This window comes from Streptomyces sp. NBC_00704, from assembly GCF_036226605.1.
Taxonomy (GTDB): domain Bacteria; phylum Actinomycetota; class Actinomycetes; order Streptomycetales; family Streptomycetaceae; genus Streptomyces.
In genome coordinates, this window is sequence record NZ_CP109000.1 from 5,665,479 (window position 1) to 5,686,073 (window position 20,595).

The following is a 20,595-nucleotide window of genomic DNA, read 5'->3' on the forward strand; positions in this document are numbered from 1 at the left end:
CTCCCGTACCGGCGACGGGCCGCGGACGGCAGCGGGAGCGGGCCCGCCCGTGCGGGCAAGGAACGGGTAAGGCGTCGGACGGCGGGCTGCGTCAATCGCCCGGATTGCGGCATATCACCCCTTAAATGGGAGGGATGACCACATCCGACCGCCGTTCCGCGCTGCGGGCGGGCGCCGGGCTCGTCGCCGGAGGCGCGCTCGCGGCCGCCTGCTCACCCCCGGCCGCCTCCCCGGCCGCCCCCTCCGCCGCCGTCGCCGCCCACGACGCCGCCCCGTCCGCGCCGGCCGCCCCCGGCAGGGCGGCCCGCCCCCTCGCCGCGCCCTCGCCGCGCGCCTTCCCCGGACAGCCCGTCCAGATCGCGCACGGGGCCCGCGACCGTCCCCGCGTCGCCCTCACCTTCCACGGCCAGGGCGACCCCGCCGTCGCCCGCGCCCTGCTCGACGAGGCCGAACGGCACGGCGCACGCGTCACCGTGCTGGCCGTCGGGACCTGGCTCGACGAGCACCCCGGCATCGCCCGCCGGATCCTGGACGGCGGCCACGACCTCGGCAACCACACCCTGCGCCACCTCGACGTCAACGCCATGTCCGAGGCCGACGCGACGGCCGAGATCACCGGGTGCGCCGACCGGCTGCGCAGGCTCACCGGGTCCGTCGGCACCTGGTTCCGCCCCTCCCGCGCCGCCCGCGCCTCCCCCCTCGTCGAACGGCTCGCCCGGCGCGCCGGATATCCGCACGTCCTCTCCTACGACGTCGACTCCCTCGACTTCACCTCGCCCGGCGCCCCCGCCGTCACCCGCAACGTCCTCGGCGGGGTCCGCGACGGATCCGTCGTGAGCCTGCACTTCGGCTACGCGGACACGGTCGCCGCCCTCCCCGTCCTGCTGGACGAACTCGCCCGCCGCCGCCTGCGCGCGGTCACTGCCACGGAGCTGATCGGCTGATGCACCCGAACCTCGTCACACGCACCCTGCTCACCGGCGCGGCGCTCGCCGTCCTCGCCGCCTGCGGCGCCGCGACCAAGGCCGGCCCGGACGGCGCCACCAGGGCCGCCGCCCCCGCCCCGGCGAAGAAGACCGTGCGCAAGCCCGCCGTCGACGGGCTGCCCGGTATGCCGCCCGTGCTGGACCCCAAGGACGTCTACGCCGCGGACCGCCCGAACCGGCTCTCCCCGGTGGTCCGCGACTTCCCCTCCCGGGTCTACGTCCCCAACACCGAGTCCGACACCGTGTCCGTCATCGACCCGAAGACGTACCAGGTGATCGACACCCTCCGGGTGGGACGCCAGCCGCAGCACGTCGTGCCCTCCTGGGACCTGAAGACGCTCTGGGTGAACAACGACCGCGGCAACACCCTCACTCCCATCGACCCCATGACCGGGAAGACCGGCAAGTCGGTCGAGGTGCACGACCCGTACAACCTCTACTTCACGCCCGACGGCAAGTACGCCGTCGTCATGGCCTCCCTCGACCGCGAACTCGTCTTCCGCGACCCGCACACCATGAAGCGCGTCAAGACCGAACCGGTCACCTGCTACGGCGTCAACCACGCCGACTTCTCCCTCGACGGGAGGTACTTCATCGTGTCCTGCGAGTTCAGCGGCGAGCTGCTCAAGGTCGACACCGAGAAGATGAAGGTCGTCGCCCAGCAGAAGCTGCCCTTCCGGGGCGCGATGCCGCAGGACGTCAAGGTCTCCCCGGACGGGAAGCGCTTCTACATCGCGGACATGAAGGCCGACGGGATGTGGATCGTCGACGGCGACACGTTCGGCAAGCCGGCGTTCCTGCCCACCGGCAAGGGCTGCCACGGGCTCTACGTCAGCCGCGACTCCCGCACGATGTACGTGTCGAACCGCGGCGAGGGCACCGTCTCGGTCTTCGACTTCGCCGCGAACGAGGTCACCGACAAGTGGCGCCTCCCGCAGGGCGGCAGCCCCGACATGGGCGGCGTCTCGGCCGACGGCAAGGTCCTGTGGCTGTCGGGCCGCTACAACTCCGAGGTGTACGCCATCGACACCCGCACCGGACGCCAGCTCGCCCGCGTCAAGGTCGGCAGCGGACCCCACGGCCTGGCCGTCTACCCCCAGCCCGGCCGCTACTCGCTCGGCCACACGGGCGTCTTCCGGTAGACGCCCCCGCCGGATCCGCCGGATCCGCCGGATCCGCCGGATCCCGCCGCTCGCGTCCACCCGGGAGCCACCGTGTGAGGCGGCTCCCGGGCGGCTCCCGGGTGGGCGGCGCGCCACGCGCCCGCGGGGGCCGTTAATCTGACCTGCGTCAGCAGGACAGGCAAGACAGCACGTATGACCGCAAGGCATCGTCAAGAGGGGCGGATCGGTGGCCGACATCGAAGAGGCGCGCAAGCAGTTCCAGCGGATCGACACGGACGGTGACGGCTACATCACCGCGGCCGAGTTCAAGACCGCCCTGGCCCAGGGCGGCGACTGGAACGTCACGGAGTCGGTGGCCGAGGTCATCATCAAGAGCCGTGACCTCGACGGCGACAAGGTTCTGTCGTTCGACGAGTTCTGGGCCCACCTCGACAAGTGAGCCGGCTCGCCGAGCCGAATCGGTGAAGGGGGCGCCGCACGAGCGGCGCCCCCTTCGCCGTGGGGAAGGGAACGCGGCGGGGCGCGGAATAGGCGCCCGCGGGACCTGGTTGACGCCGTCCAGACGCATGCGTGTGCATTCAAGTGGAGCGCCCACCGTCCTCTGGATCGCTCACCGTCCCCGGATCGCATCGGAAGGCAGGACCTGTCATGAAGATCGGCATCATCGGCGCGGGCAACATCGGCGGCAACCTCACCCGGCGTCTCAGCGCCCTCGGCCACGACGTCGCGGTCGCCAACTCACGCGGCCCGCAGACGCTCACCGACCTCGCGAAGGAGACCGGGGCGACGCCCGTGACGGTCGGCGAGGCGGCGCGCGACGCCGAGATCGTGGTGGTCACGGTCCCGCTGAAGGCCGTCCCCGACCTGCCGTCGGACCTGCTGGACGGCGCGGCCGACGGCGTGGTCGTCATCGACACCAACAACTACTACCCGCGGCAGCGCGACGGCCGGATCGCGGCCATCGAGGACGAGGGCCTCACCGAGAGCCGCTGGGTCGAACACCGGCTCGGCCATCCCGTGGTCAAGGCCTTCAACGGCACCTACGCCCAGGACATCCTGGACCGCCCGCGGCCGGCCGGCGACCCCGGCCGGATCGCGCTGCCCGTCGCGGGCGACGACGCCGCGGCGAAGGCGAAGGTGCGCGCCCTCATCGACGCGCTCGGCTTCGACACCGTCGACGCGGGCGGCATCGACGACTCCTGGCGTCAGCAGCCCGACACCCCCGTCTACGGGCTGCGGGCCGGCGTCGAGACGGTCGCCGAGGCCCTGGCGGAGGCGAGCCCGCAGCGGCCGGAGGCGTTCCGCGGCTGACCGCGCCCGCTCAGCCCGGCGCCCCGCCCCCGGCGGACCGCCGGGCCGTCCGCCGCCGCTGGATCAGCTCGAACAGCTCGCGGCACTCCTCGGCGCCCTCGGCGGCGTACGGTCCCAGGCCCCGCGCCGCCGAGGCGAGCGCGGCGCGGAAGTCGTCGGCCCGGTCCGCCTCGACGAGCGCGTCCAGCCGCAGCAGGGAGGACGACAACTCCTTGCGGCGCTCGCCGCCCAGCGCGTTGGCCCGCTGGATGTCCCAATAGATCTCGGGCGGAGCCGCCAGGATGCGGCAGGCCAGCGCCACCAGGGTGCGGGCCGGGGGCGGGGCGATCCGCATCAGCGTGGGCACGTCCACCGGCGCGGCCAGCAGCGCGTCCACGAACGACAGCACCGCCGCGTGCGGCAGGGCCTGGAGCACGGACATCGCCGCGTCGTGGCCGGCCGGGTCCATGACGGAGACCGTCATCGACCCCGCCTCCAGCCGCGTCCGCGTCCGGCGGACATGGGCGTCCGCCTCGCCGTCCGGGGCGATCACCACGACGGACTGCCCCGCGGAGGGCAGCGTGGGCGAGAACATCGGGTTGACGCCGCGCAGCGGAGCGCGGAGCCCCCGCTGCGACGCGGCCTCGAACAACGGCAGCTGGACCGAGCAGGTGGACACCACCACCGTCCCGGGCCCGGTGCACCCGGCCAGCCACCCCAGGCACGCGGCGGCGACGTCCTCCGGCAGCGCGAGGACCACCTCGTCGGCGGCGGCGACGGCCTCGCGCAACCCCGCGCCGGGCGTGCGCGCGTCACCGCGGTGGTCGGCGCCGGCGCCGAGGCCGGCGGTCGTCACCGTGTCGGCGCCGGCCAGGAGATGCGTGCGGTACCAGCGGCCGACCGTGCCGTCCGCGCCCAGCAGCACGACCCGCCGCCCCGCCACCGCGCCGCCCGCGTCCGGGCCGCTCACTCCTGCTCCTGCCGCTGCCAGCCGCGCAGCCCGAAGTACGGCACGCTCGCCTTCACCAGGGTCTCCTCGTACTCCTCGTCCGGGTCGGACTGCGCGGTGATCGCACCGCCGACGCCGAAGCGGGCCGTGCCCTCGCGCACCACCGCGGTACGGATCACGATGTTCAGATCGAGCGCGCCCGAGAAGGACACCCAGCCCAGCGCGCCCGAGTAGACACCGCGCGCGGCGCCCTCCAGCTCGTCGATGATCTCCATGGTCCGCTTCTTCGGCGCGCCCGTCATCGAACCGCCCGGGAAGCAGGCCCGCACCGCCGAGAGCGCCGACTCGGTGCGCCGCAGCCGTCCGCGCACCGTCGACACCAGCTGGTGGACGGAGGAGTAGCTCTCGATCGTGAACGCGTGCGGGACGTGGACGCTGCCCGGGACGCACACCGAGTTGAGGTCGTGGCGCACCAGGTCGACGATCATCAGGTTCTCGGCGCGGTCCTTGCGCGAGGACCGCAGGTCCTCCCGCAGCGCCGCGTCCTCCTGCGGCGTCGCCCCGCGCGGCCGGGTGCCCTTGATCGGCCGGGACTCCACCATGCGGCTCTCGTCCACCCGGAGGAAGGTCTCCGGCGAGGAGCACAGCACCTCGACGTCCCCGGCCCGCAGATAGGCGCCGCGGGGCACCGCGCTGACCGTGCGCATCCGCGAGTAGGCGGGCAGTCCGGCGCCCACGCCGGTCAGTTCGGCGCTGTTGGTGAGGCAGATCTCGTAGCTCTCGCCGTCGGTGATGAGGCGCTGGCTCTCCTTGATCTTCGCCAGATACGCGGCCCGGTCGTCGCGCAGCTCCAGCAGCCGCTCGGACACCGGACCGGGCGCGTAGGCGGCGGAACCGCCCGCGTCCGCCGTGCTCGCCGCGGCCGTCGCGTTCGTCGCCGCGGCCGTCGTCGCGGGAGCGGCCGGGGCGGCGAGCGGGGCGGTGAGCGGGGCGGGGACGGCCCGGTCCGCGCCGGCGCCGGGCGCGCGGTCCGGCGTCCCCTCCCCGTCCTCGGGGACGAGCCGGCAGGCCAGGGCGACGCCGCGCCGGTGGTCGAAGACGGTGAACGCGCGGGTGTGCAGGAACCACGCCTCGGGCTCCGGCGAGGAGTGCCGCTCGACGCCCGTGGTGAGCGCCTTCAGCTCGTACCCGAACCAGCCCACCAGACCGCCGCGGAACGGCAGCGGCCAGTCCGCGGGCGCCGTGACCTCCACGGCGTCGACGATCTCCTCCAGCAGCGCGAAGACGTCGCCGGTCACCTCCTCGGTGCGGCCGGGGCCGCGCAGCGTGAGACGGCGTGCGGCGAGGTCGTAGCCGAGGGCGACGTCGCCCGGCTCGCCCCAGGCGCCCATCAGCGAGTACCGGGAGCCGGGATGCTCGCTGCCCTCGGAGTCGAGCCAGAACGCGTAGGGGCGGCCGGCGCAGTGCCGGTGGAAGAACTCCTCGGGCGTGTCCGGCGTGGTGAAGGCCTCGGCCTCCAGCCGCATCCGCAGCGCACCGCCCGCCCCGCGGAACGCCGTCACCGACGGCGGCTCGGCGGCCGTCCGCCCGCCGGCGGCGGGGGAGGCGGGCGGCCGCGCGTCCTCCCCGGCGTGGTGCCGGGCGGCCAGCGCGACGAAGTTGGCGAGCAGGCCGTGGCCGCCCGCCGACTCGACGGACTCCGGGTGGAACTGCACGCCCCACACCGGCCGGGAACGGTGCGCGAGGGCCATGACCAGCCCGTCCCGCGTCCACGCGGTGCGCTCCAGGGAGTCGGGCAGGTCGGTGCTGACCAGTGAGTGGTAGCGCACCACCGGCAGGTCCTGCGGCAGCCCCGCGAACAGCCCGGTGCCCACGTGGGCGACCGTGTCGACGACGCCGTGCGCGGGGACCGGCGCGTGGACCGTGCGTCCGCCGAAGAACTCGGCTATCCCCTGGTGTCCCAGGCAGACGCCGAGCAGCGGCAGCGCGCAGCGCGCGAGGATCTCGCGGCAGACGCCGAAGTCGGCCTCCCGCGACGGCCGTCCGGGGCCCGGCGACAGGACGACGGCGCCGCACTCGTCGAGCGGCAGGTCGTCGTAGCGGGTCGTGTTGGGCACCACGAGCGGCTGCACGCCGGTCACTTCGTACAGGTACTGGGCGATGTTGAGGGTGAAGGAGTCGAAGTTGTCGACGACGAGGACCTTCACCGCTCCCCGGCCCCGTCCAGCTCGGCGATCAGCACGTCCTCCTGGGCGCACGTCTCGGCCACGATCCGCTCGTACAGGTCGCCGAGGTACTCCTCGGGCAGTCCGTGCGCGGCGGCGTGGGCGCGGGCCCGGCCGACGACGAGCCCGACGCGCGAGGGCTGCATCATGGGGATCCCGTGCTCGGCCTTGAGTCTGGCGATGTCCAGGCAGAGGTCCATCCGCTCGACGACGAGGGCGAGCAGCCGGCGGTCCAGCTCGTCGAGCCGGTCGCGCAGCGGACCCAGCACCGTGGCGGCCTCGGCCTCGCCGGCCGCCGCACCAGACGTGATCATCTCAGTCCTCTTCACTGTCATCCCAGAAGAACGGGGCCTTGGCCCGGGTGGTGATGCGCGGGGCGGTCCCGGCGTCGACCGTGAGTCCGGCGAAGCGCGCCGATCCGACGACCTTGCGCAGGGTCTGGTGCCGGCCGAGGGCCGTGCGCGCCGCCTCGCCCGTCAGCGCGCCCAGGGCGGCGCCGCGCAGGGCCAGCCGCAGCATGCCCCGGCGTGAGCCGAAGCCGACCTGGTAGCGGGCGTCCGGCGGCAGGCCGAGCGCGGTGTCGAACATGGAGCGGGTGACGAGGGTGCCGTCCAGGTTGGCCGACACGTCGTCGCGGGCCCCGATCCGCAGCACCCGGGCGGTCGAGCCGCAGGGGCAGCCGGCGGTCCGCAGGCTCGCGCGGTCGCCGACGAGATAGCGCACCAGCGCGGTGCCGGTGTCGGCCAGCACGGTGACCGCGAGCGCGCCCGCGACGCCGTCCGGCAGCCGCCGGCCGTCGTCGTCGACGACCTCGGCGATCACCAGGTCCTCGTGCACATGGTGGTCCGTGCCGGTCAGATGGGCGCACTGGAACCCGATGGGTCCGGTCTCCGTGGTGCTGTACGCGAAGGACCGCACGGCGCAGCCGGCCTCGGTCAGCAGGTCAGCCGCCGGTCCGGCCATGCGCTCGCCGAGGTAGTACAGCGTGCGCAGCCGCCGCATCTGCGCGGGGATCTCGGCGACCAGGCGCTCGACGTAGCCCGGCAGGCCGACCATCGCGGTGACCGGGAGGTCGTCGATCAGTTCCGCGAGGTGCGGCGCGGGCATGGAGGTGCCGGCCGGGAGCACGGCCGCGCCCCGGCGGGAGAGCACCGCGTCCGCGAAGCCGAACCCGCCGAACAGGTCGCCCGGGGCGAGCGAGTTGAGGACGAACGGGTTGTCGCCCAGTCCGTCGACGCACAGCCCGCGCGCGCCGAGGGCCTCGACCCGCTCGTTGAACGGGCGGTCGTGCAGCAGGGTCCGCACCCGGCCCGAGGAGCCGCTCGAACGCAGCACCAGGCGGATGTCGCCCTCGGTGACGCGGTTCGGCGCGCCGGGCGCCGCGCTCCACTCGGCGAGCCGGTCGCGGGAGGTGAGCGGGACCTGCTCCAGCCCTTCGGGGGTCAGCGCGTCCGCGTGGGGGCGCAGCGCCGTGCAGGTCGGCGACCGGCGCACGGCGTCGCGCATGAGCGCCAGGTTGCCGGCCTGGACGGCCAGCAACTCCGGGCGCGGCAGCGTGAGATCGGCGAGGAGTCTCACTGTTCCTCCATCCGTAGGGTGATGGCCCGGCAGGCCCGCTCGGCGGCGGCCGCGGCGCTCGCGGTGTCCGGGCCGACGGCGACGACCTCGCCGAGCCGGTCCCAGCTCGCGGTCGCCGGGCGGACGGTGTCGCCGGGGCCCGTCCAGACGCGCACGCTGTGCACGCCCGGCAGCGCGGCGGCCTCGGCCGTGCCGTCGACGGCGGCGACCCGGCCCGCGCGGTCCGCCAGCAGGTACCGCTTCACGGCGGCCGCGCCGAGCGGCGGCGCCGCGGGCGGCAGCGGCAGGCCGCAGGCGTGGGCGAGCATGTCGGCCTCCATGTCGCGTCCGGTGACCAGCGTGAGCAGGGCCGGGATCTCGTCGCCGCCGGTCCGGGCGTGCGACTCGACGAGGTGGACGTCCGTGCCGCCGACGATGACCTCGGTGTGCGCGGGGCCCTCGGCCAGCCCGACGTGGTCGAGGAAGGCGACGACCCGGTCGACGACCGCCCGCCGCCGCCCGGCGTCGAGGTCGGCCGGCACGAGATGGCCGGTCTCGACGAACGCGCCGCCGACGAGCTTGCGCACCACCGCCCGCACCTCGTGGACGCCGCCGCGGCTGAACGTCTCGACGCTGAACTCCTCGCCGTCGGCGAAGGGTTCGACGAGATAGCCGGTCACGGGCAGCACCTCGTGGTACCGGTGGCCGTTGCGCAGCGTCTCGCGCACCCGCCGCCAGGCGTCGTCGAGGTCCTCGGGGCCGTCGACCTTGAGCACGCCCAGGCTCGCGGAGCCGTCGACGGGCTTGAGGATGAGCGGCCAGCCGGCCTCCCCGGCGACCCGGAGCGCGTCCTCGGGGCCGGTCAGCCGGGCCCAGACGGAGCGCAGCGCGGGGCTCTTGTCGAGCACCTCGTGGGTCCTGGCCTTGTCGCGCAGCAGCGCGGCGACGCCGGTGCCGGGCGCCGTCAGCCCCAGGTCCAGGGCGACCGCCTCGGCGGCGGCGCACGCGGGTTCGTGGTTGCTGCACACCCCGGCGAAGCCGAACTCCTCGTGCAGGGCGCGGGCCGTGGCCACGACGCCGGGCACGTCGAGCAGGTCGGTGCGCACCGAGCGCAGGCACAGCGGGTCCAGCGAGGGGTCGGTCATGGTGGGCGCCTGGAGGTGCACCACGTCCAGACCGAGGGCCAGGGCCTTGTCGACGACCCGGCGGCTGCCGCTGAGCAGCAGGAGCACGGGACGGCGCGGGGCGGGGGATGTCACAGGGCGTTCTCCCTCACGAGCGGAGAGCGGCGGGCCAGGGCGACGCAGTACTTCATGGCGTAGGACGCGACGAGGAACAGGGCGCCGAGGACCAGCCAGCCCCAGGAGCCGTGCGACAGCAGGAGCCAGGTGAGGGCGAGCGGGCCGACCGCCTCGGCGATGGTGGAGCCGATGCCGAAGAACCCCTGGTACTCGCCGTACCGGCCGTCCGCCACCAGCCGGAAGCTGATCTCGTTCATGCTGGAGATCTGCCGGATCTCGCCGAAGGTGAGCACCGTGACCGCCAGCAGCAGCACCCCGCCCGCCGCCCAGGGCGAGGAGGGCAGCCCGGACAGCGAGTACAGCGCCATGCCGGTGAACAGCAGCAGCCCGCCGGCGCGCAGGCTGCGCACCCCCGCGTCGACGCTGGTCACCGCCTTCGAGGTGCGGTACTGAAGGGCCACCACCAGGCCGGTGTTGACGACGAAGACGGCGGCGATGCTCCACTCCGGCGCGTGCGTCTCGCGGGCGATCCACAGCGGCAGCGCCACGTCGATCAGCGGGACGTGCAGCATCAGGACGAGGTTGACGAGGCTGACGGCGGCGTAGCCGCGGTCGCGGAACACCGCCAGCGGCGAGCCGCCGACGCCGGGGGCCGCGTCGCCGTCCGGCGTGGCGGCGGCGGCCGCGCGCGAGGTCCGCGGAACCTTGAGCAGCAGCGCCGCGGCGAGGAAGAACGACAGCCCGTCCGCGGCGAACGCCAGCCGGTAGGAGGCGTCGGTGTCCACGGCGATGACCAGCGCGCCCAGCGCCGCCCCCACGGCCAGACCGGCGTTGGCGGTCGCGATCAGCACCGCCCGCACCCGGGTGACCTGTGCGGCGGGGAACGAGCGGGCGATCAGCGCGGAGCGGGCCGACATGGCGCCCTGCGTGGAGACCGCCAGCAGACAGGCCCCCACGAAGAACAGCGGCACGCTGGAGGTCGCCAGGTACAGGCACAGGGACAGGCCGGCCACCGAGAGCAGGGCGACGGCGACGGTGCGGGCCTCGAACCGGTCCGAGAGATGGCCGACCGGCACGCTGAGCACCATGGCCAGCAGCCAGGACGCGGTGAGCGCGGCCCCGTAGGTGACCGGCGCCAGTCCGACCACCCGGGTGAAGTACAGCGCCGCGCAGACGTAGAACAGGCCGTCGCCGAAGTAGGTGACGAAGTGCGACACGGCGAGCGGACGCACGACCGGCCCCAGCGCCGGGCCGGGCGGCGCGGGTTCCGCCGCCGCGGCCGGCGAGGTGGATTGCTCAGTCACGGCCGCCGGGCTCCTGACCGTTTCCGTACGGCCCGCTCTCCTCCAGCGTGTCCGCGAGAAGGGTCAGATCCTCCTCGCTGTGCAGTGCGGACAGCGCGAACCGCAGCAGGGACCGGCCCTGCGCCACCGTGGGGTAGAACGCGGGAAGCATGATCACCCCGCGCTCCTTGAGCCGCCGCACGGCGCGCAGCCCCTCCTCCTCGGTGCCGAACTCCGCGCCGCGCACGGGCGTGCGCAGACCGGCGTTGGACAGCCTGCCGCCGGTCAGTTCGTCGAGCCGGGCCGCGTTCGCCCACAGCCGCCGCTGGAGCGCGGTGATCTCGGGGGAGAGGTGGATGCGGGCCGCCGCCACGTTGGCGGCCATCATCGGCACCATCACCGAGTGGCCGAAGACCAGCGGGTTGGCGAGTTTCCTGACGACGGCGACGTCGTCGCCGGACGCCACCAGCAGGAAGCCGCCCGAGCCGCCGAAGCCCTTCGACAGCGAGCCGGCCAGGACGACGTTGTGGGGGAGCTTGCCCCCGAGCGCGTCGAAGGCGTAACCGCAGCCGCCGGCGCCGTCGATGGAGATGCCGTGGGCGTCGTCGACGTACAGGTACCCGCCGGCCGACGCGGTGCGCTGCGCCAGGTCCTGGACGGGGACCAGGCCGTTCATCGAACCGACCCCGTCCACCAGCAGGACCGGGGTGCGTCCCGCCCCGGTCGCCCGCCGCAGCGCCTCGTCCACCGAGGCGGGGTCGTCGGAGCGGAACCGGTCGACCGGGCCGAACTGCTCGAAGATCCCCCGCAGCACCTGCATGGAGGCGTGCGCGGTCCGGTCGACGAACAGGTGCGGGCCGCCCTGCACGGGGTAGCTGGGCAGCGACCCCGACGCCAGGAGCGGCAGCACGCCGAGGTGGACGTTGCTGGTGGAGGTGAACACGCAGGGGGTGGCGCCCGGATAGACCCGGCCGAGCAGTTCCTCCAGCTCGGGCAGGTAGGACGGCCGCATCCGGTTGCGTGAGGACGACAGGTGCACGCCGAAGCGGCCGACGGCCTCCACCACGGCCTGCGCCAGCGCCGGGTGCGACTCCAGCCCCAGGTAGGAGCAGGAGACGAACTCGGTGGCCGTGGAGCCGTCCTGGAGGGTGACCCGCTTGCCGTCGCGGGAGACCACGGTGTGCCCGGTCAGTCCCTCGGCGAAGCACAGGTCCAGGGCCGAGGACGTGCGGTCCCTGCGGGTGGTCAGCCAGTTCTGCGTGGTCGGGGTGGTCGGGGACGCGCTCACGGGGTTCCCTCCTGGTCGGCACGGCGGGCGACCGTGATCCTCGGTTCTCCTGCGGTGTCGGCGAACGTGGTGACGTCGTCGAAGGCGTCGCCGTGCAGGAGCGCGCGCACCTGCTCGGGCTGCGCCCGGTCGTGTTCGAGCGCCAGCCGCCCGCCGGGGCGCAGCGCGGCGGCGGCGAGGCGGGCGATCCGGCGGATCAGGTCGAGGCCGTCGGCGCCGCTGTAGACGGCGGCCCGCGGCTGGTGCTCGGACCACTCGGGCAGCAGCCGCACGTCGGGCGAGACGTAGGGCGGGTTCGCGACCACGAGGTCGGTGCGGCCGGTGAAGGCGTCGAGGCAGCCCGGCTCCGTGAGGTCGGCGGCGAGCACGTCGACCGTGCCCAGGACGCCCTCGTGGCGTGCCACGTTGCGCCGCAGGTACTGCAGGCAGGTGTCGTCCCGCTCCACGCACGTCACCCGCGCGTCGGGGCGCCGCCGCGACAGGGCGAGGCCCAGCGCTCCGACGCCCGAGCACAGGTCGAGGGCGACGCCCTCGCGCGGCAGCGCCCTGCCGTCGGCCGCCCAGGCCACCAGCGCGGTGCTCTCGTGCCGGGGCACGAACACCCCGCTGCCGACGACGAGTTCGAGGCCGTCGAACTCGACCGAGCCGGTGATGTGCCCGAGCGGGATGCGCCGGCAGCGCTCGGCGACGGCGGCCTCGAAGCGGGCCACGGCCGCCGCGCCGCCGGTGAGGAAGCGCTCCCCGAGGGCGGCGAGGTCGCCGTCGACGTCCCACACGCCCGCCTCGGCCAGCCGGGCGCGGGCCGCGTCCCGCACGGACCGGATGTCCTGCGCCGTCGTCATCACGACCACGCCGCGTAGTACCGGGTGAGGGAGGCGCGGATGCCGTCGGTCATCGCGGCGACCAGCTCGGCCGGGGGCGTGAACGACGGGTGCAGCTCCTCCACCAGGGAGCCGTAGAACCGGCGCAGATGACGCTCGATGCGCGGCGGCCACTCCGGCGTGACGTTCCACTTGTACTCGTAGCCGGTGGCCATCATGTGCTCGACCGCCGTGGTGACGACCTGCTCGCGGGTCCCGCCGGCCAGCGGGGCGCGCACCGGCGAGAACGACGACAGGAAGTCGTACTCGCTCGTGCCGCCCTCGACGAGGGTGGCGATGTGCCGGGCCAGCAGCGGGGACTGGTGCAGTCCGTCGCGGTAGGTGCCGGTGGCCAGCCACAGCCCCTCCGCGCCGGCGTTGCCGATCAGCGGGAAGCCGTCGGCGGGCACGGGCCGGTTGCCGACCTGCACGGACAGCAGCGAGGCCTCGGACAGGTCGGTGTGCAGCTGGTCCACCGCGCAGCCGAGCAGGAACTGCAGGTCGCCGACGGCGGCGAAGCGGCGCGGCTGCTCGGAGATGATGTTGGTGGCGCCGAGGTAGAGCACCCCGTCGGCGCGGGGAACGGCGTGCAGGCCGCAGGCGAAGGCCCGGTTGGGGGTGCGCACCACGGACGAGGGCAGCGCGCGGTCCTCGGTCTCCACCAGCACCGACACGCCGTACCCGCTGACCATGGGCGGCATCTGGGCGCGGGCCTCGGCCACCTCGTCCAGCAGGGTCAGGGACCTGGCGCCGGCGGCCACCACGACGTGGTCGGCGGGCAGGACCTCCCCGTTCGCCAGCTCGACGCCGGTCGCGCGGCCGCCGCTCACCCGGACCCGCAGCGCCTCGGCGTCGACCACCCGGCCGCCCGACTTCACCAGCGCCTGGTCCAGCTTGACCAGCAACCGGTGGGAGTCCACGGCGTGTTCGCCCGGGATGTACATGCCGCGCAGGGAACGCGAGAGGTCGTTCGGGGCCAGCCAGTCCAGGTCCTCGGGGTCGGCGGTCTCGTAGGGCTCCTGGTACTCCCGCAGCGTCGCCTCGATGGCGCGGAAGTTGCCGGAGTCGACGGCGGCCGAGCCCATCGTGTTGAGGAGGACGAAGGTGCCGTCGGCGCTGAAGAGCGTGCGCGAGTCGCCGGAGTCCTGGCTGAGGCGCTCGTCCCACTCGGTCCAGTAGCGGCGGGCCCGGTGGTCCATGTCGAGCTTGGCCCGGCCGTGGTCGCTGGCCAGCAGCGACGTGGTGACCTCGCCGAAGCAGCCGAGCATCGCGCCGGCGGCGAGCGAGGCGGCGTAGGGCCGGTTCTCCCGGCCGACGCGCGTGACCTGGAATCCGCGGCTGCTCAACTCGTAGGCGATGGAGGCGCCCACCGCTCCGTTGCCGACGACGACGGCAGTCTGCTGTGGCCCTGCGTACATGGTTCTCCTCGTGTCTGCGGGCACGGGGGCGCCGCTCGGCGCGTGCTCCGGCCGTGAGAAAGGGTGGGGATGTCGTCGTGCCCGGACGGGCGTCAGACGGTCGCTCGGACCGCGCTGTCCTGAGCCACGTGTCCGCCACCGCGCGCACGCCTGCCACAGGGGCGTGGTGCGCGGTGTGAAGGGCGGGCGGCCTCGCGGTTCCGCCGGGGCGTGGGTACTGCCACGCCGCCTAGACGTCCGCTTTCGGCAGCCTCAGGGGGCCGCTTCCGAAACGGGATGGGAAATGGGGTGGAGGTCCAGTCCGAAGATCCCCCGACAAGGGCCCGGGACTGTGCACTTCGCCGCATTGCCTCATGTTCCCCCGTTGCAGTTGCCACTGGCCAGGTAGCGCCGTGGAGTCTAAGTTGCGCATGATGGGGTGTCAATCCTATGAATAGGGAAGCGGTTCCCATGAATTTCGCGATTTCCCAGCCGGTGACGACGGACCGGCTGGTCCTGCGTCTGTTCACGGCGGACGACGTCGACGACATGCACGCCTATCAGGGGCTGCCCGAAGTCGCCCGGTTCCTCTACCGGCCGCCGCGTGACCGCGCGCGTTGCGCCGAGGTCGTCGAGCGCATCGGGCAGGGCACGCACTGGAAGGAGGACGGCGACAACCTCACCCTGGCGGTGTGCCGCCGCGACACCCCGGGGGTGATCGGCGAGGTGCAGGTGACGCTGTCGAGCGCGTACGCCCGGCAGGCCGAGATCGGGTGGGTCTTCCATCCGGACCACGGGGGCCGCGGCTATGCCACGGAAGCCGCGCTCGCCCTGCGTGACCTGGCCTTTCAACAGCTGGACGTGCACCGTCTGTTCGCCCGCATCGACGCCGACAACACGGCCTCCGAGCGGATCTGCGAGCGGCTGTCGATGCGTCGGGAGGCGCATCTGATCGAGAACGACCGCGACGACCGGGGCTGGGGCAGCGAGTACGTGTACGCGGTCCTCGCCCGGGAGATCGCCCCCGCCGGGACCGACTAGGACCCGCGCCGGCGCCCCACGGCCGCACCCGGACGGGAGGCGCTGTTTCCGGACATATTCATGGCCGAATTCCCGGGGTGCGGCTTCGGCTGCCATCTGACCGGAATGTTGCTTGACTTGTTCGGATTCCCCCTGGGCGAAGTCGTGTCGAACCTCGTCAAGGCCGTGCATCTCCGCCGTGATCGGCGGGGTGCGCGGCCGTTTTCGTTCCCGGCGGGCCTTCTTCCGGCGCGGCGGCGTTCGCCTCTCCTTGGTGTTCCACGGCCGGATTGCGTTGCGCAACGGCGCCTTCACCGGCCTACCGTGAGAGGAGCAGGTGCAGCAGAGAAACGGGGGAACGTTGATCAGCTACAGTGCGACCGCCGATGACGTCGCGAAAGTTCGATTTTCAATGTCTCCGCTCGGGGAAACCGTTTACAGCTTTCGCATGCTGGCGTCCCCCGAGCGCAGAAGGCAGCACCAGCCGTGGGTGGACGACGTCCTCCACCGGCTGAAGGGCCTCGACCTGCGGCCCCTGCGGGCCGTGATCCCGCCCACCGGATACGTGCCGGACTTCCTCACCCCACCGCCCACCGGCACGCCCTCCAGCTTCGAGAACGAGCTGGAGGCGGTGCGCGCCACCCGCCTGTCCCACTTCGTGGACGAGCTGGCCTGGATGGTGGGGGACACCGGGACGCCGCTCGCCTGGCGCCGGGAGACGGCGCCGCTGCACCGGCAGATGCTGGACGAGCCCGAGAAGGCCCTCCAGCAGATCACCCAACGGCTGCGCGCCTACTGGCGGGTGGCCCTCGAACCGTCCTGGCACAAACTGCACGCCGGGCTCGTGTCCGACGTCCGCTCACGGATGCGGGTGATGGAGAACTCGGGGGCGGCCTCCGTCTTCTCCACGCTCAACGAGCGCATCGGCTGGCAGGACGACCGCCTCGTCGTACGCAGCAGCTACGTCTTCGAGGAGTCGCTCAACGGCCAGGGCATCGTCCTGGTGCCGAGCGTCTTCTGCGGCCCGGAGGTGCTGACCATGCTGCCGCCGCTCCAGGCGATGATCGTGTACCCGCGGCCCGCGGTCGCCGACATCTGGCGTCACCACGGCGAGGACCGCCCCAGCCCGCTCAGGGCGCTGCTCGGCGGCGTCCGCGCCGCCGTCCTCGAAGCCCTGCTCACGCCCTCCTCGACGGGCGAGCTGGCCGCCATGGTCGACGTCACCCCGGGCGCCATCAGCCAGCACGTCTCCGTGCTCAGAGGCTGCGACCTGGTCACCAGCCAGCGGTCGGGGCAACGGGTCGTGCACGCCCTCACGGAGACGGGCGAAGCGCTCGTCCGCGGGGCCGAGCACTCCGCCGGCCGCGCGGTCTGACAACCGGCCACTGCGATGCCGGGCGGCCGGGCGTCCCGGACACCGCGATGCGCGACACTGCGCCGCCGGGCTCCGCGACGGGCGGCCAGGTTCCGCGATGCGGGCCACTGCGATGCCGGGCGGCCGGGCTCCGCGATGCGGGCCACTGCGGTGCCGGGCGGCCGGGCTCCGCGATGCGGGACTCCGGGTCGCCGGGCGTCCGGACACCGCGATGCGGGCCACTGCGATGCCGGGCGGCCGGGCTCCGCGATGCGGGACGCCGGGCCGCTGGGCGTCCCGGACACCGCGATGCGCGACACTGCGCCGCCGGGCTCCGCGACGGGCGGCCAGGCTCCGCGATGCGGGCCACTGCGATGCCGGGCGGCCTGACTTCGCGATGCGGGACTCCGGGCCGCTGGGCGTCCGGACACCGCGATGCGCGACACTGCGCCGCCGGGCTCCGCGACGGGCGGCCAGGCTCCGCGATGCGGGCCACTGCGATGCCGGGCGGCCTGACTTCGCGATGCGGGACTCCGGGCCGCTGGGCGTCCGGACACCGCGATGCGGGACGCCGGGCCGCCGGGCGTCCGGACACCGCGATGCGGGACGCCGGGCCGCCGGGCGTCCGGAGACCGCGAGGCCGGGCTGCCGGGCACAGCGGCCCTCGGCCGCCGCGACGTCCGGTCGCCGTCGGCCGCCGGCCGGTCCGCTCGGGAGGTCGTCCCTCCCGGCCTGCCCGCGGGCCGTCGCCGACGACTGCGATCAGGCCGCCTCGTCCCCCGCGATCCGGCCGTCGCGCCCTCTGTGAACCGGCCGTCCCACCCCCTGCGATCAGGCCGCCTCGTCCCTTGCGACCAGGTCGTCGCACCCCCTGTGACCAAGCCGTCGCAGCCCCTGTGAGCTGGGCGTTCCGGCGGTCCGGAGTGTTGGCGGCGCCCCCTCCGCACCGTCCGACTCACTCTCGCGGACCGGCCCGTGTCCGTGTCCGTGAGCGGCTTCGTGCGGAGCTTTTAGCCTCAGCTAAAAGCTTTGGGGGGCCTTCGCGCCGTGTGTTTGGCTCACAGGGCCACCTTGGCGGGACGCTGGGCAACGGCGCCGAGCGGTCCCGCCGACCGAAGCCCTGAACACACGCGCGGCCGTACTGGGCCGTGCCTTCCCGACACCGGGAGGACCCCACACCCGACGGAACCAGCCCGTTGCACCACGACGTTCAGAAAGGCACAGGCATGACGACGACCTCGAGCCCTGAAGCCGGGCTGGCGGGTCCGCACGCCGAACCCCACTGCGAGAACGCGACGCCGCTCCACACCCCGAGGACCCGGACCGACATCCGCGTCCGGGGTGCGCGGCACGCACGGAAGCACGGCGCCGACAGCCCGTCCACGAGGCGGACGCACGACCTGACCATCCAAGAGGCAAGCCCCGTGGAGGAGTTCGTGACCGACGCGCCGGACATCGGCGGCAGGGCGCGCGCCCGGGACGTCGCCTCATGAGCCGCCCCGTCCGCACCCTCCTCGTCGACAACTACGACTCGTTCACCTACAACCTCTACCAACTCCTCGGCGAGGTGAACGGCCAGCCGCCCGTCGTCGTCCGCAACGACGTCGACTGGTCCGCCCTGCACCTCGGCGACTACGACAACATCGTCGTCTCGCCGGGCCCCGGACGCCCCGACCGGGACCGCGACTTCGGCGTCGGGAGCCGCGCGATCCGCGACTCCGGACTGCCCGTGCTCGGCGTCTGCCTCGGACACCAGGGCATCGCCGCCCTGTTCGGCGGCACGGTCGAGCACGCTCCCGAGCCGATGCACGGCCGGCTGTCGCGGATCCTGCACAACGGCGAGGACCTCTTCGCCGGGCTGCCCTCGCCGTTCTCCGCGGTCCGCTACCACTCCCTCGCGGTCTCCGCGCTCTCCGACGAACTGGAGGGCGTCGCCTGGACCGAGGACGGCGTCCTCATGGGACTCAGGCACCGCACGCGCCCCGTGTGGGGCGTCCAGTTCCACCCCGAGTCCATATCCAGCGAGTTCGGCCGCGAACTGCTCGCCAACTTCCGCGACCTGTCCCTGAGGCGCGCGTCGGACGCGACGCCGGCCGAGTCGCCGTACCGGTTGCACACCCGGCGGCTGGACCACGCGCCCGACACGGACGCGGTGTACGCCGAGCTGTTCGCCGGCCGGCCGCACAGCTTCTGGCTCGACAGCGGCTCCCACGCCGACGGCGACTCCCGCTTCTCCGTCCTCGGCGACGGCAGCGGTCCGCTCGCCGAGTACCTCACCTACCGGGTCGCCACCGGCACCGTGCGCATCGAGCGGACCGGCCGCCCCGACGAGTACGTCACCAGCGGCTTCTTCGACCACCTGGACGCCGAGTTACAGCGGCGCGCGCTGCCGGCCGACCCACGGCTGCCGTTCTCCTTCAACCTCGGCTACGTCGGCTACCTCGGCTACGAACTCAAGGCCGAGGCCGGAGCGAGCGCCGCGCACACCGCGCCCACCCCGGACGCGGCGATGCTCTTCGCCGACCGCGCCGTCGTCGTCGACCACAGCGCGCGCTGCACCTACCTGCTCTGCCTCGGCACCGGCCCGGACGACACGGACGCCGTCAAGTGGCTCGACGCCACGGCGGGACGCCTCGCCGTGCTTCCCGACCAGACCGACCGCGAGCGCACCCCGCTCACCGAGGCGCCCCCGCTCGCCGGCGCCGCGCTCACACAGCGCCACGACGAGCAGGAGTACCTGGACCGCGTCGGACAGTGCCTGGACACGATCCGCGACGGCGAGTCGTACGAGATCTGCCTGACGAACATGGTCTCCACGCCCGCCGTCATCGACCCGCTGGCCACCTACCGGCTGATGCGGGACATCAGCCCCGTCCCCTACGGCGCGCTCCTGGACTTCCCCGAGGCGGCCGTGCTCAGCGCGTCCCCGGAGCGGTTCCTGAGCATCGGCACGGACCGGGTCGCGGAGTCGAAGCCCATCAAGGGCACCCGTCCACGGGGCGCCACCCCCGAGCAGGACCGCGAGCTGCGGGACGGCCTGCTGGCCAGCGAGAAGGACCGCGCCGAGAACCTGATGATCGTGGACCTGCTCCGCAACGACCTCAACACGGTGTGCGAGGTCGGATCGGTGCACGTCCCCAAGCTGTTCGACGTGGAGACGTACGCGCCCGTCCACCAGCTCGTGAGCACCGTGCGGGGCACGCTGCGCGAGGGGGTGTCGGCGGTGGAGTGCGTGCGGGCGTCGTTCCCCGGCGGGTCGATGACCGGCGCGCCCAAGCTGCGGACCATGGAGATCATCGACCGGCTGGAGGGCGGGGCCCGCGGGGTCTACTCCGGCGCGCTCGGCTGGTTCTCGCTGGCCGGCGCCGCCGACCTCAGCATCGTGATCCGCACGATCGTCGCCACCGACGAGGGCGCCTCCTTCGGCGTGGGCGGTGCGGTGATCGCGCTGTCCGAGCCGGCCGAGGAATACGAGGAGACGCTGGTGAAGTCGCGGACCATGACCGCGGCCATAGTGGCCGGAACGGCCCGCGCCGTGCCGTCGCCGGGCGAGGCGGTGGACGCGTGAGCGCCGCCCTGGACCTGCCGGCCGCGCTGACCCGGACGCCGCGCGCGGTCCCCGCGAACGCCGGGGAGGCGGAGGTCCGCGCGCTGCTCGCCGACCTCGACGGCCAGATCATCACGCTGGTGCTGCGCCGGGCCGAGCTGGCCCGCTACGACCAGTCGGCACGGCGCCTGTCGGGCCTGCCGGCCTCGGAGCTGGCCTGGGAGAACGCCGTGCTGGGACGGTACGCCGACGCGCTCGGCCGCCAGGGGGCCGACATCGGGCGGGCGCTGCTCATGCTGTCGCGGCTCCCGCCGCCCCATGTGTCGGCAGGGCGGGGGGCGTCGCAGAAGGAGTGAGTTCCGAAGCGGCGGACGGGGTGTGAAATGCCGGAAGCACCCTCGGAGGATTCTGCCGTCGAGTGCCGGGAGAATCGTCCTCGGGTGCTTTCGGGTGCCCTCGGCCGGTGAGGGCCGG

18 protein-coding genes are annotated in these 20,595 nt (G+C 73.8%); 9 read left to right on the forward strand and 9 right to left on the reverse strand.

Annotated features, from left to right (window positions below; genetic code table 11):
- Nucleotides 1-134 precede the first annotated feature (134 nt).
- The 4 genes from OG802_RS24785 (at nucleotide 135) to OG802_RS24800 (ending at nucleotide 3,421) form a co-directional block, all read left to right on the forward strand.
- Nucleotides 135-944 carry a polysaccharide deacetylase family protein gene (locus tag OG802_RS24785; protein WP_329413752.1) on the forward strand — a complete coding sequence of 270 codons (810 nt, stop codon included), beginning with the start codon at nucleotides 135-137 and terminating at the stop codon, nucleotides 942-944.
- A complete protein-coding gene (locus tag OG802_RS24790) occupies nucleotides 944-2,128 on the forward strand; it encodes a YncE family protein (protein WP_329413755.1) in 1,185 nt (394 codons plus the stop codon). Before OG802_RS24785 ends, OG802_RS24790 begins: the two co-directional genes overlap by 1 nt.
- A 208-nt stretch (nucleotides 2,129-2,336) precedes the next feature.
- Complete coding sequence (locus OG802_RS24795) at nucleotides 2,337-2,549, forward strand: EF-hand domain-containing protein (protein WP_256916045.1); 213 nt, start codon at nucleotides 2,337-2,339, stop codon at nucleotides 2,547-2,549.
- Nucleotides 2,550-2,758: 209 nt separating this feature from the next.
- The gene (locus OG802_RS24800) at nucleotides 2,759-3,421 is read left to right on the forward strand and encodes an NADPH-dependent F420 reductase (protein WP_329413757.1); all 663 of its coding nucleotides are present in this window, start codon (nucleotides 2,759-2,761) and stop codon (nucleotides 3,419-3,421) included.
- 10 nt (nucleotides 3,422-3,431) lie between these two features.
- On the opposite strand, the gene OG802_RS24805 is transcribed toward OG802_RS24800, so the two are convergent.
- From OG802_RS24805 to OG802_RS24845, 9 genes are read right to left on the reverse strand one after another with little or no spacing between them, the layout of a single operon-like run.
- Entirely contained in the window at nucleotides 3,432-4,370 is a 939-nt protein-coding gene (locus tag OG802_RS24805) for a prephenate dehydrogenase dimerization domain-containing protein (protein WP_329413758.1), read from the reverse strand.
- The gene (gene pabB / locus OG802_RS24810; protein WP_329413759.1) at nucleotides 4,367-6,556 is read right to left on the reverse strand and encodes an aminodeoxychorismate synthase component I; all 2,190 of its coding nucleotides are present in this window, start codon (nucleotides 6,554-6,556) and stop codon (nucleotides 4,367-4,369) included. The genes OG802_RS24805 and pabB (OG802_RS24810) overlap by 4 nt, the downstream gene beginning before the upstream one ends.
- A complete protein-coding gene (locus OG802_RS24815; protein ID WP_329413760.1) occupies nucleotides 6,553-6,888 on the reverse strand; it encodes a chorismate mutase in 336 nt (111 codons plus the stop codon). The genes pabB (OG802_RS24810) and OG802_RS24815 overlap by 4 nt, the downstream gene beginning before the upstream one ends.
- A gap of 1 nt (nucleotide 6,889) precedes the next feature.
- Nucleotides 6,890-8,152 (reverse strand): phenylacetate--CoA ligase family protein, encoded by a 1,263-nt coding sequence (locus OG802_RS24820; protein ID WP_329413762.1) that lies wholly within the window; start codon nucleotides 8,150-8,152, stop codon nucleotides 6,890-6,892.
- On the reverse strand, nucleotides 8,149-9,390 hold the full coding sequence (locus OG802_RS24825; RefSeq protein ID WP_329413764.1) for an ATP-grasp domain-containing protein: 1,242 nt from the start codon (nucleotides 9,388-9,390) through the stop codon (nucleotides 8,149-8,151). The genes OG802_RS24820 and OG802_RS24825 overlap by 4 nt, the downstream gene beginning before the upstream one ends.
- Nucleotides 9,387-10,676 carry an MFS transporter gene (locus OG802_RS24830; RefSeq protein ID WP_329413765.1) on the reverse strand — a complete coding sequence of 430 codons (1,290 nt, stop codon included), beginning with the start codon at nucleotides 10,674-10,676 and terminating at the stop codon, nucleotides 9,387-9,389. Before OG802_RS24830 ends, OG802_RS24825 begins: the two co-directional genes overlap by 4 nt.
- The gene (locus OG802_RS24835) at nucleotides 10,669-11,943 is read right to left on the reverse strand and encodes an aminotransferase class I/II-fold pyridoxal phosphate-dependent enzyme (protein WP_329413766.1); all 1,275 of its coding nucleotides are present in this window, start codon (nucleotides 11,941-11,943) and stop codon (nucleotides 10,669-10,671) included. Before OG802_RS24835 ends, OG802_RS24830 begins: the two co-directional genes overlap by 8 nt.
- Nucleotides 11,940-12,785 carry a N5-glutamine methyltransferase family protein gene (locus OG802_RS24840; protein ID WP_329413767.1) on the reverse strand — a complete coding sequence of 282 codons (846 nt, stop codon included), beginning with the start codon at nucleotides 12,783-12,785 and terminating at the stop codon, nucleotides 11,940-11,942. Before OG802_RS24840 ends, OG802_RS24835 begins: the two co-directional genes overlap by 4 nt.
- Nucleotides 12,785-14,221, reverse strand: coding sequence for an NAD(P)/FAD-dependent oxidoreductase (locus OG802_RS24845; protein WP_329413768.1), 1,437 nt, complete (start codon nucleotides 14,219-14,221; stop codon nucleotides 12,785-12,787). The genes OG802_RS24840 and OG802_RS24845 overlap by 1 nt, the downstream gene beginning before the upstream one ends.
- A gap of 450 nt (nucleotides 14,222-14,671) precedes the next feature.
- Between OG802_RS24845 and OG802_RS24850 the strand changes: the two genes are divergently transcribed.
- From OG802_RS24850 to OG802_RS24870, 5 genes are all read left to right on the forward strand, one after another.
- Nucleotides 14,672-15,241, forward strand: a complete 570-nt coding sequence (locus OG802_RS24850) for a GNAT family N-acetyltransferase (RefSeq protein ID WP_329413770.1) — start codon at nucleotides 14,672-14,674, stop codon at nucleotides 15,239-15,241.
- A gap of 427 nt (nucleotides 15,242-15,668) precedes the next feature.
- Nucleotides 15,669-16,595 (forward strand): ArsR/SmtB family transcription factor, encoded by a 927-nt coding sequence (locus tag OG802_RS24855; protein ID WP_329413773.1) that lies wholly within the window; start codon nucleotides 15,669-15,671, stop codon nucleotides 16,593-16,595.
- Between the two features lie 1,205 nt (nucleotides 16,596-17,800).
- Complete coding sequence (locus tag OG802_RS24860) at nucleotides 17,801-18,067, forward strand: hypothetical protein (protein ID WP_329413774.1); 267 nt, start codon at nucleotides 17,801-17,803, stop codon at nucleotides 18,065-18,067.
- Nucleotides 18,064-20,142, forward strand: coding sequence for an aminodeoxychorismate synthase component I (pabB, locus tag OG802_RS24865; protein WP_329413776.1), 2,079 nt, complete (start codon nucleotides 18,064-18,066; stop codon nucleotides 20,140-20,142). The genes OG802_RS24860 and pabB (OG802_RS24865) overlap by 4 nt, the downstream gene beginning before the upstream one ends.
- Entirely contained in the window at nucleotides 20,139-20,477 is a 339-nt protein-coding gene (locus tag OG802_RS24870) for a hypothetical protein (protein ID WP_329413778.1), read from the forward strand. The genes pabB (OG802_RS24865) and OG802_RS24870 overlap by 4 nt, the downstream gene beginning before the upstream one ends.
- The last annotated feature ends 118 nt before the right edge of the window (nucleotides 20,478-20,595 follow it).

What these genes read in the sequence shown, in the direction of transcription:
- pabB (WP_329413776.1), top strand. Translation starts at nt 18,064, where the DNA reads ATGAGCCGCCCCGTCCGCACCCTCCTCGTCGACAACTACGACTCGTTC.
- OG802_RS24840 (WP_329413767.1), bottom strand. Translation starts at nt 12,785, where the DNA reads ATGACGACGGCGCAGGACATCCGGTCCGTGCGGGACGCGGCCCGCGCC.
- OG802_RS24860 (WP_329413774.1), top strand. Translation starts at nt 17,801, where the DNA reads ATGACGACGACCTCGAGCCCTGAAGCCGGGCTGGCGGGTCCGCACGCC.
- OG802_RS24790 (WP_329413755.1), top strand. Translation starts at nt 944, where the DNA reads ATGCACCCGAACCTCGTCACACGCACCCTGCTCACCGGCGCGGCGCTC.
- OG802_RS24815 (WP_329413760.1), bottom strand. Translation starts at nt 6,888, where the DNA reads ATGATCACGTCTGGTGCGGCGGCCGGCGAGGCCGAGGCCGCCACGGTG.
- OG802_RS24785 (WP_329413752.1), top strand. Translation starts at nt 135, where the DNA reads ATGACCACATCCGACCGCCGTTCCGCGCTGCGGGCGGGCGCCGGGCTC.
- OG802_RS24845 (WP_329413768.1), bottom strand. Translation starts at nt 14,221, where the DNA reads ATGTACGCAGGGCCACAGCAGACTGCCGTCGTCGTCGGCAACGGAGCG.
- OG802_RS24855 (WP_329413773.1), top strand. Translation starts at nt 15,669, where the DNA reads ATGCTGGCGTCCCCCGAGCGCAGAAGGCAGCACCAGCCGTGGGTGGAC.
- OG802_RS24800 (WP_329413757.1), top strand. Translation starts at nt 2,759, where the DNA reads ATGAAGATCGGCATCATCGGCGCGGGCAACATCGGCGGCAACCTCACC.
- OG802_RS24850 (WP_329413770.1), top strand. Translation starts at nt 14,672, where the DNA reads ATGAATTTCGCGATTTCCCAGCCGGTGACGACGGACCGGCTGGTCCTG.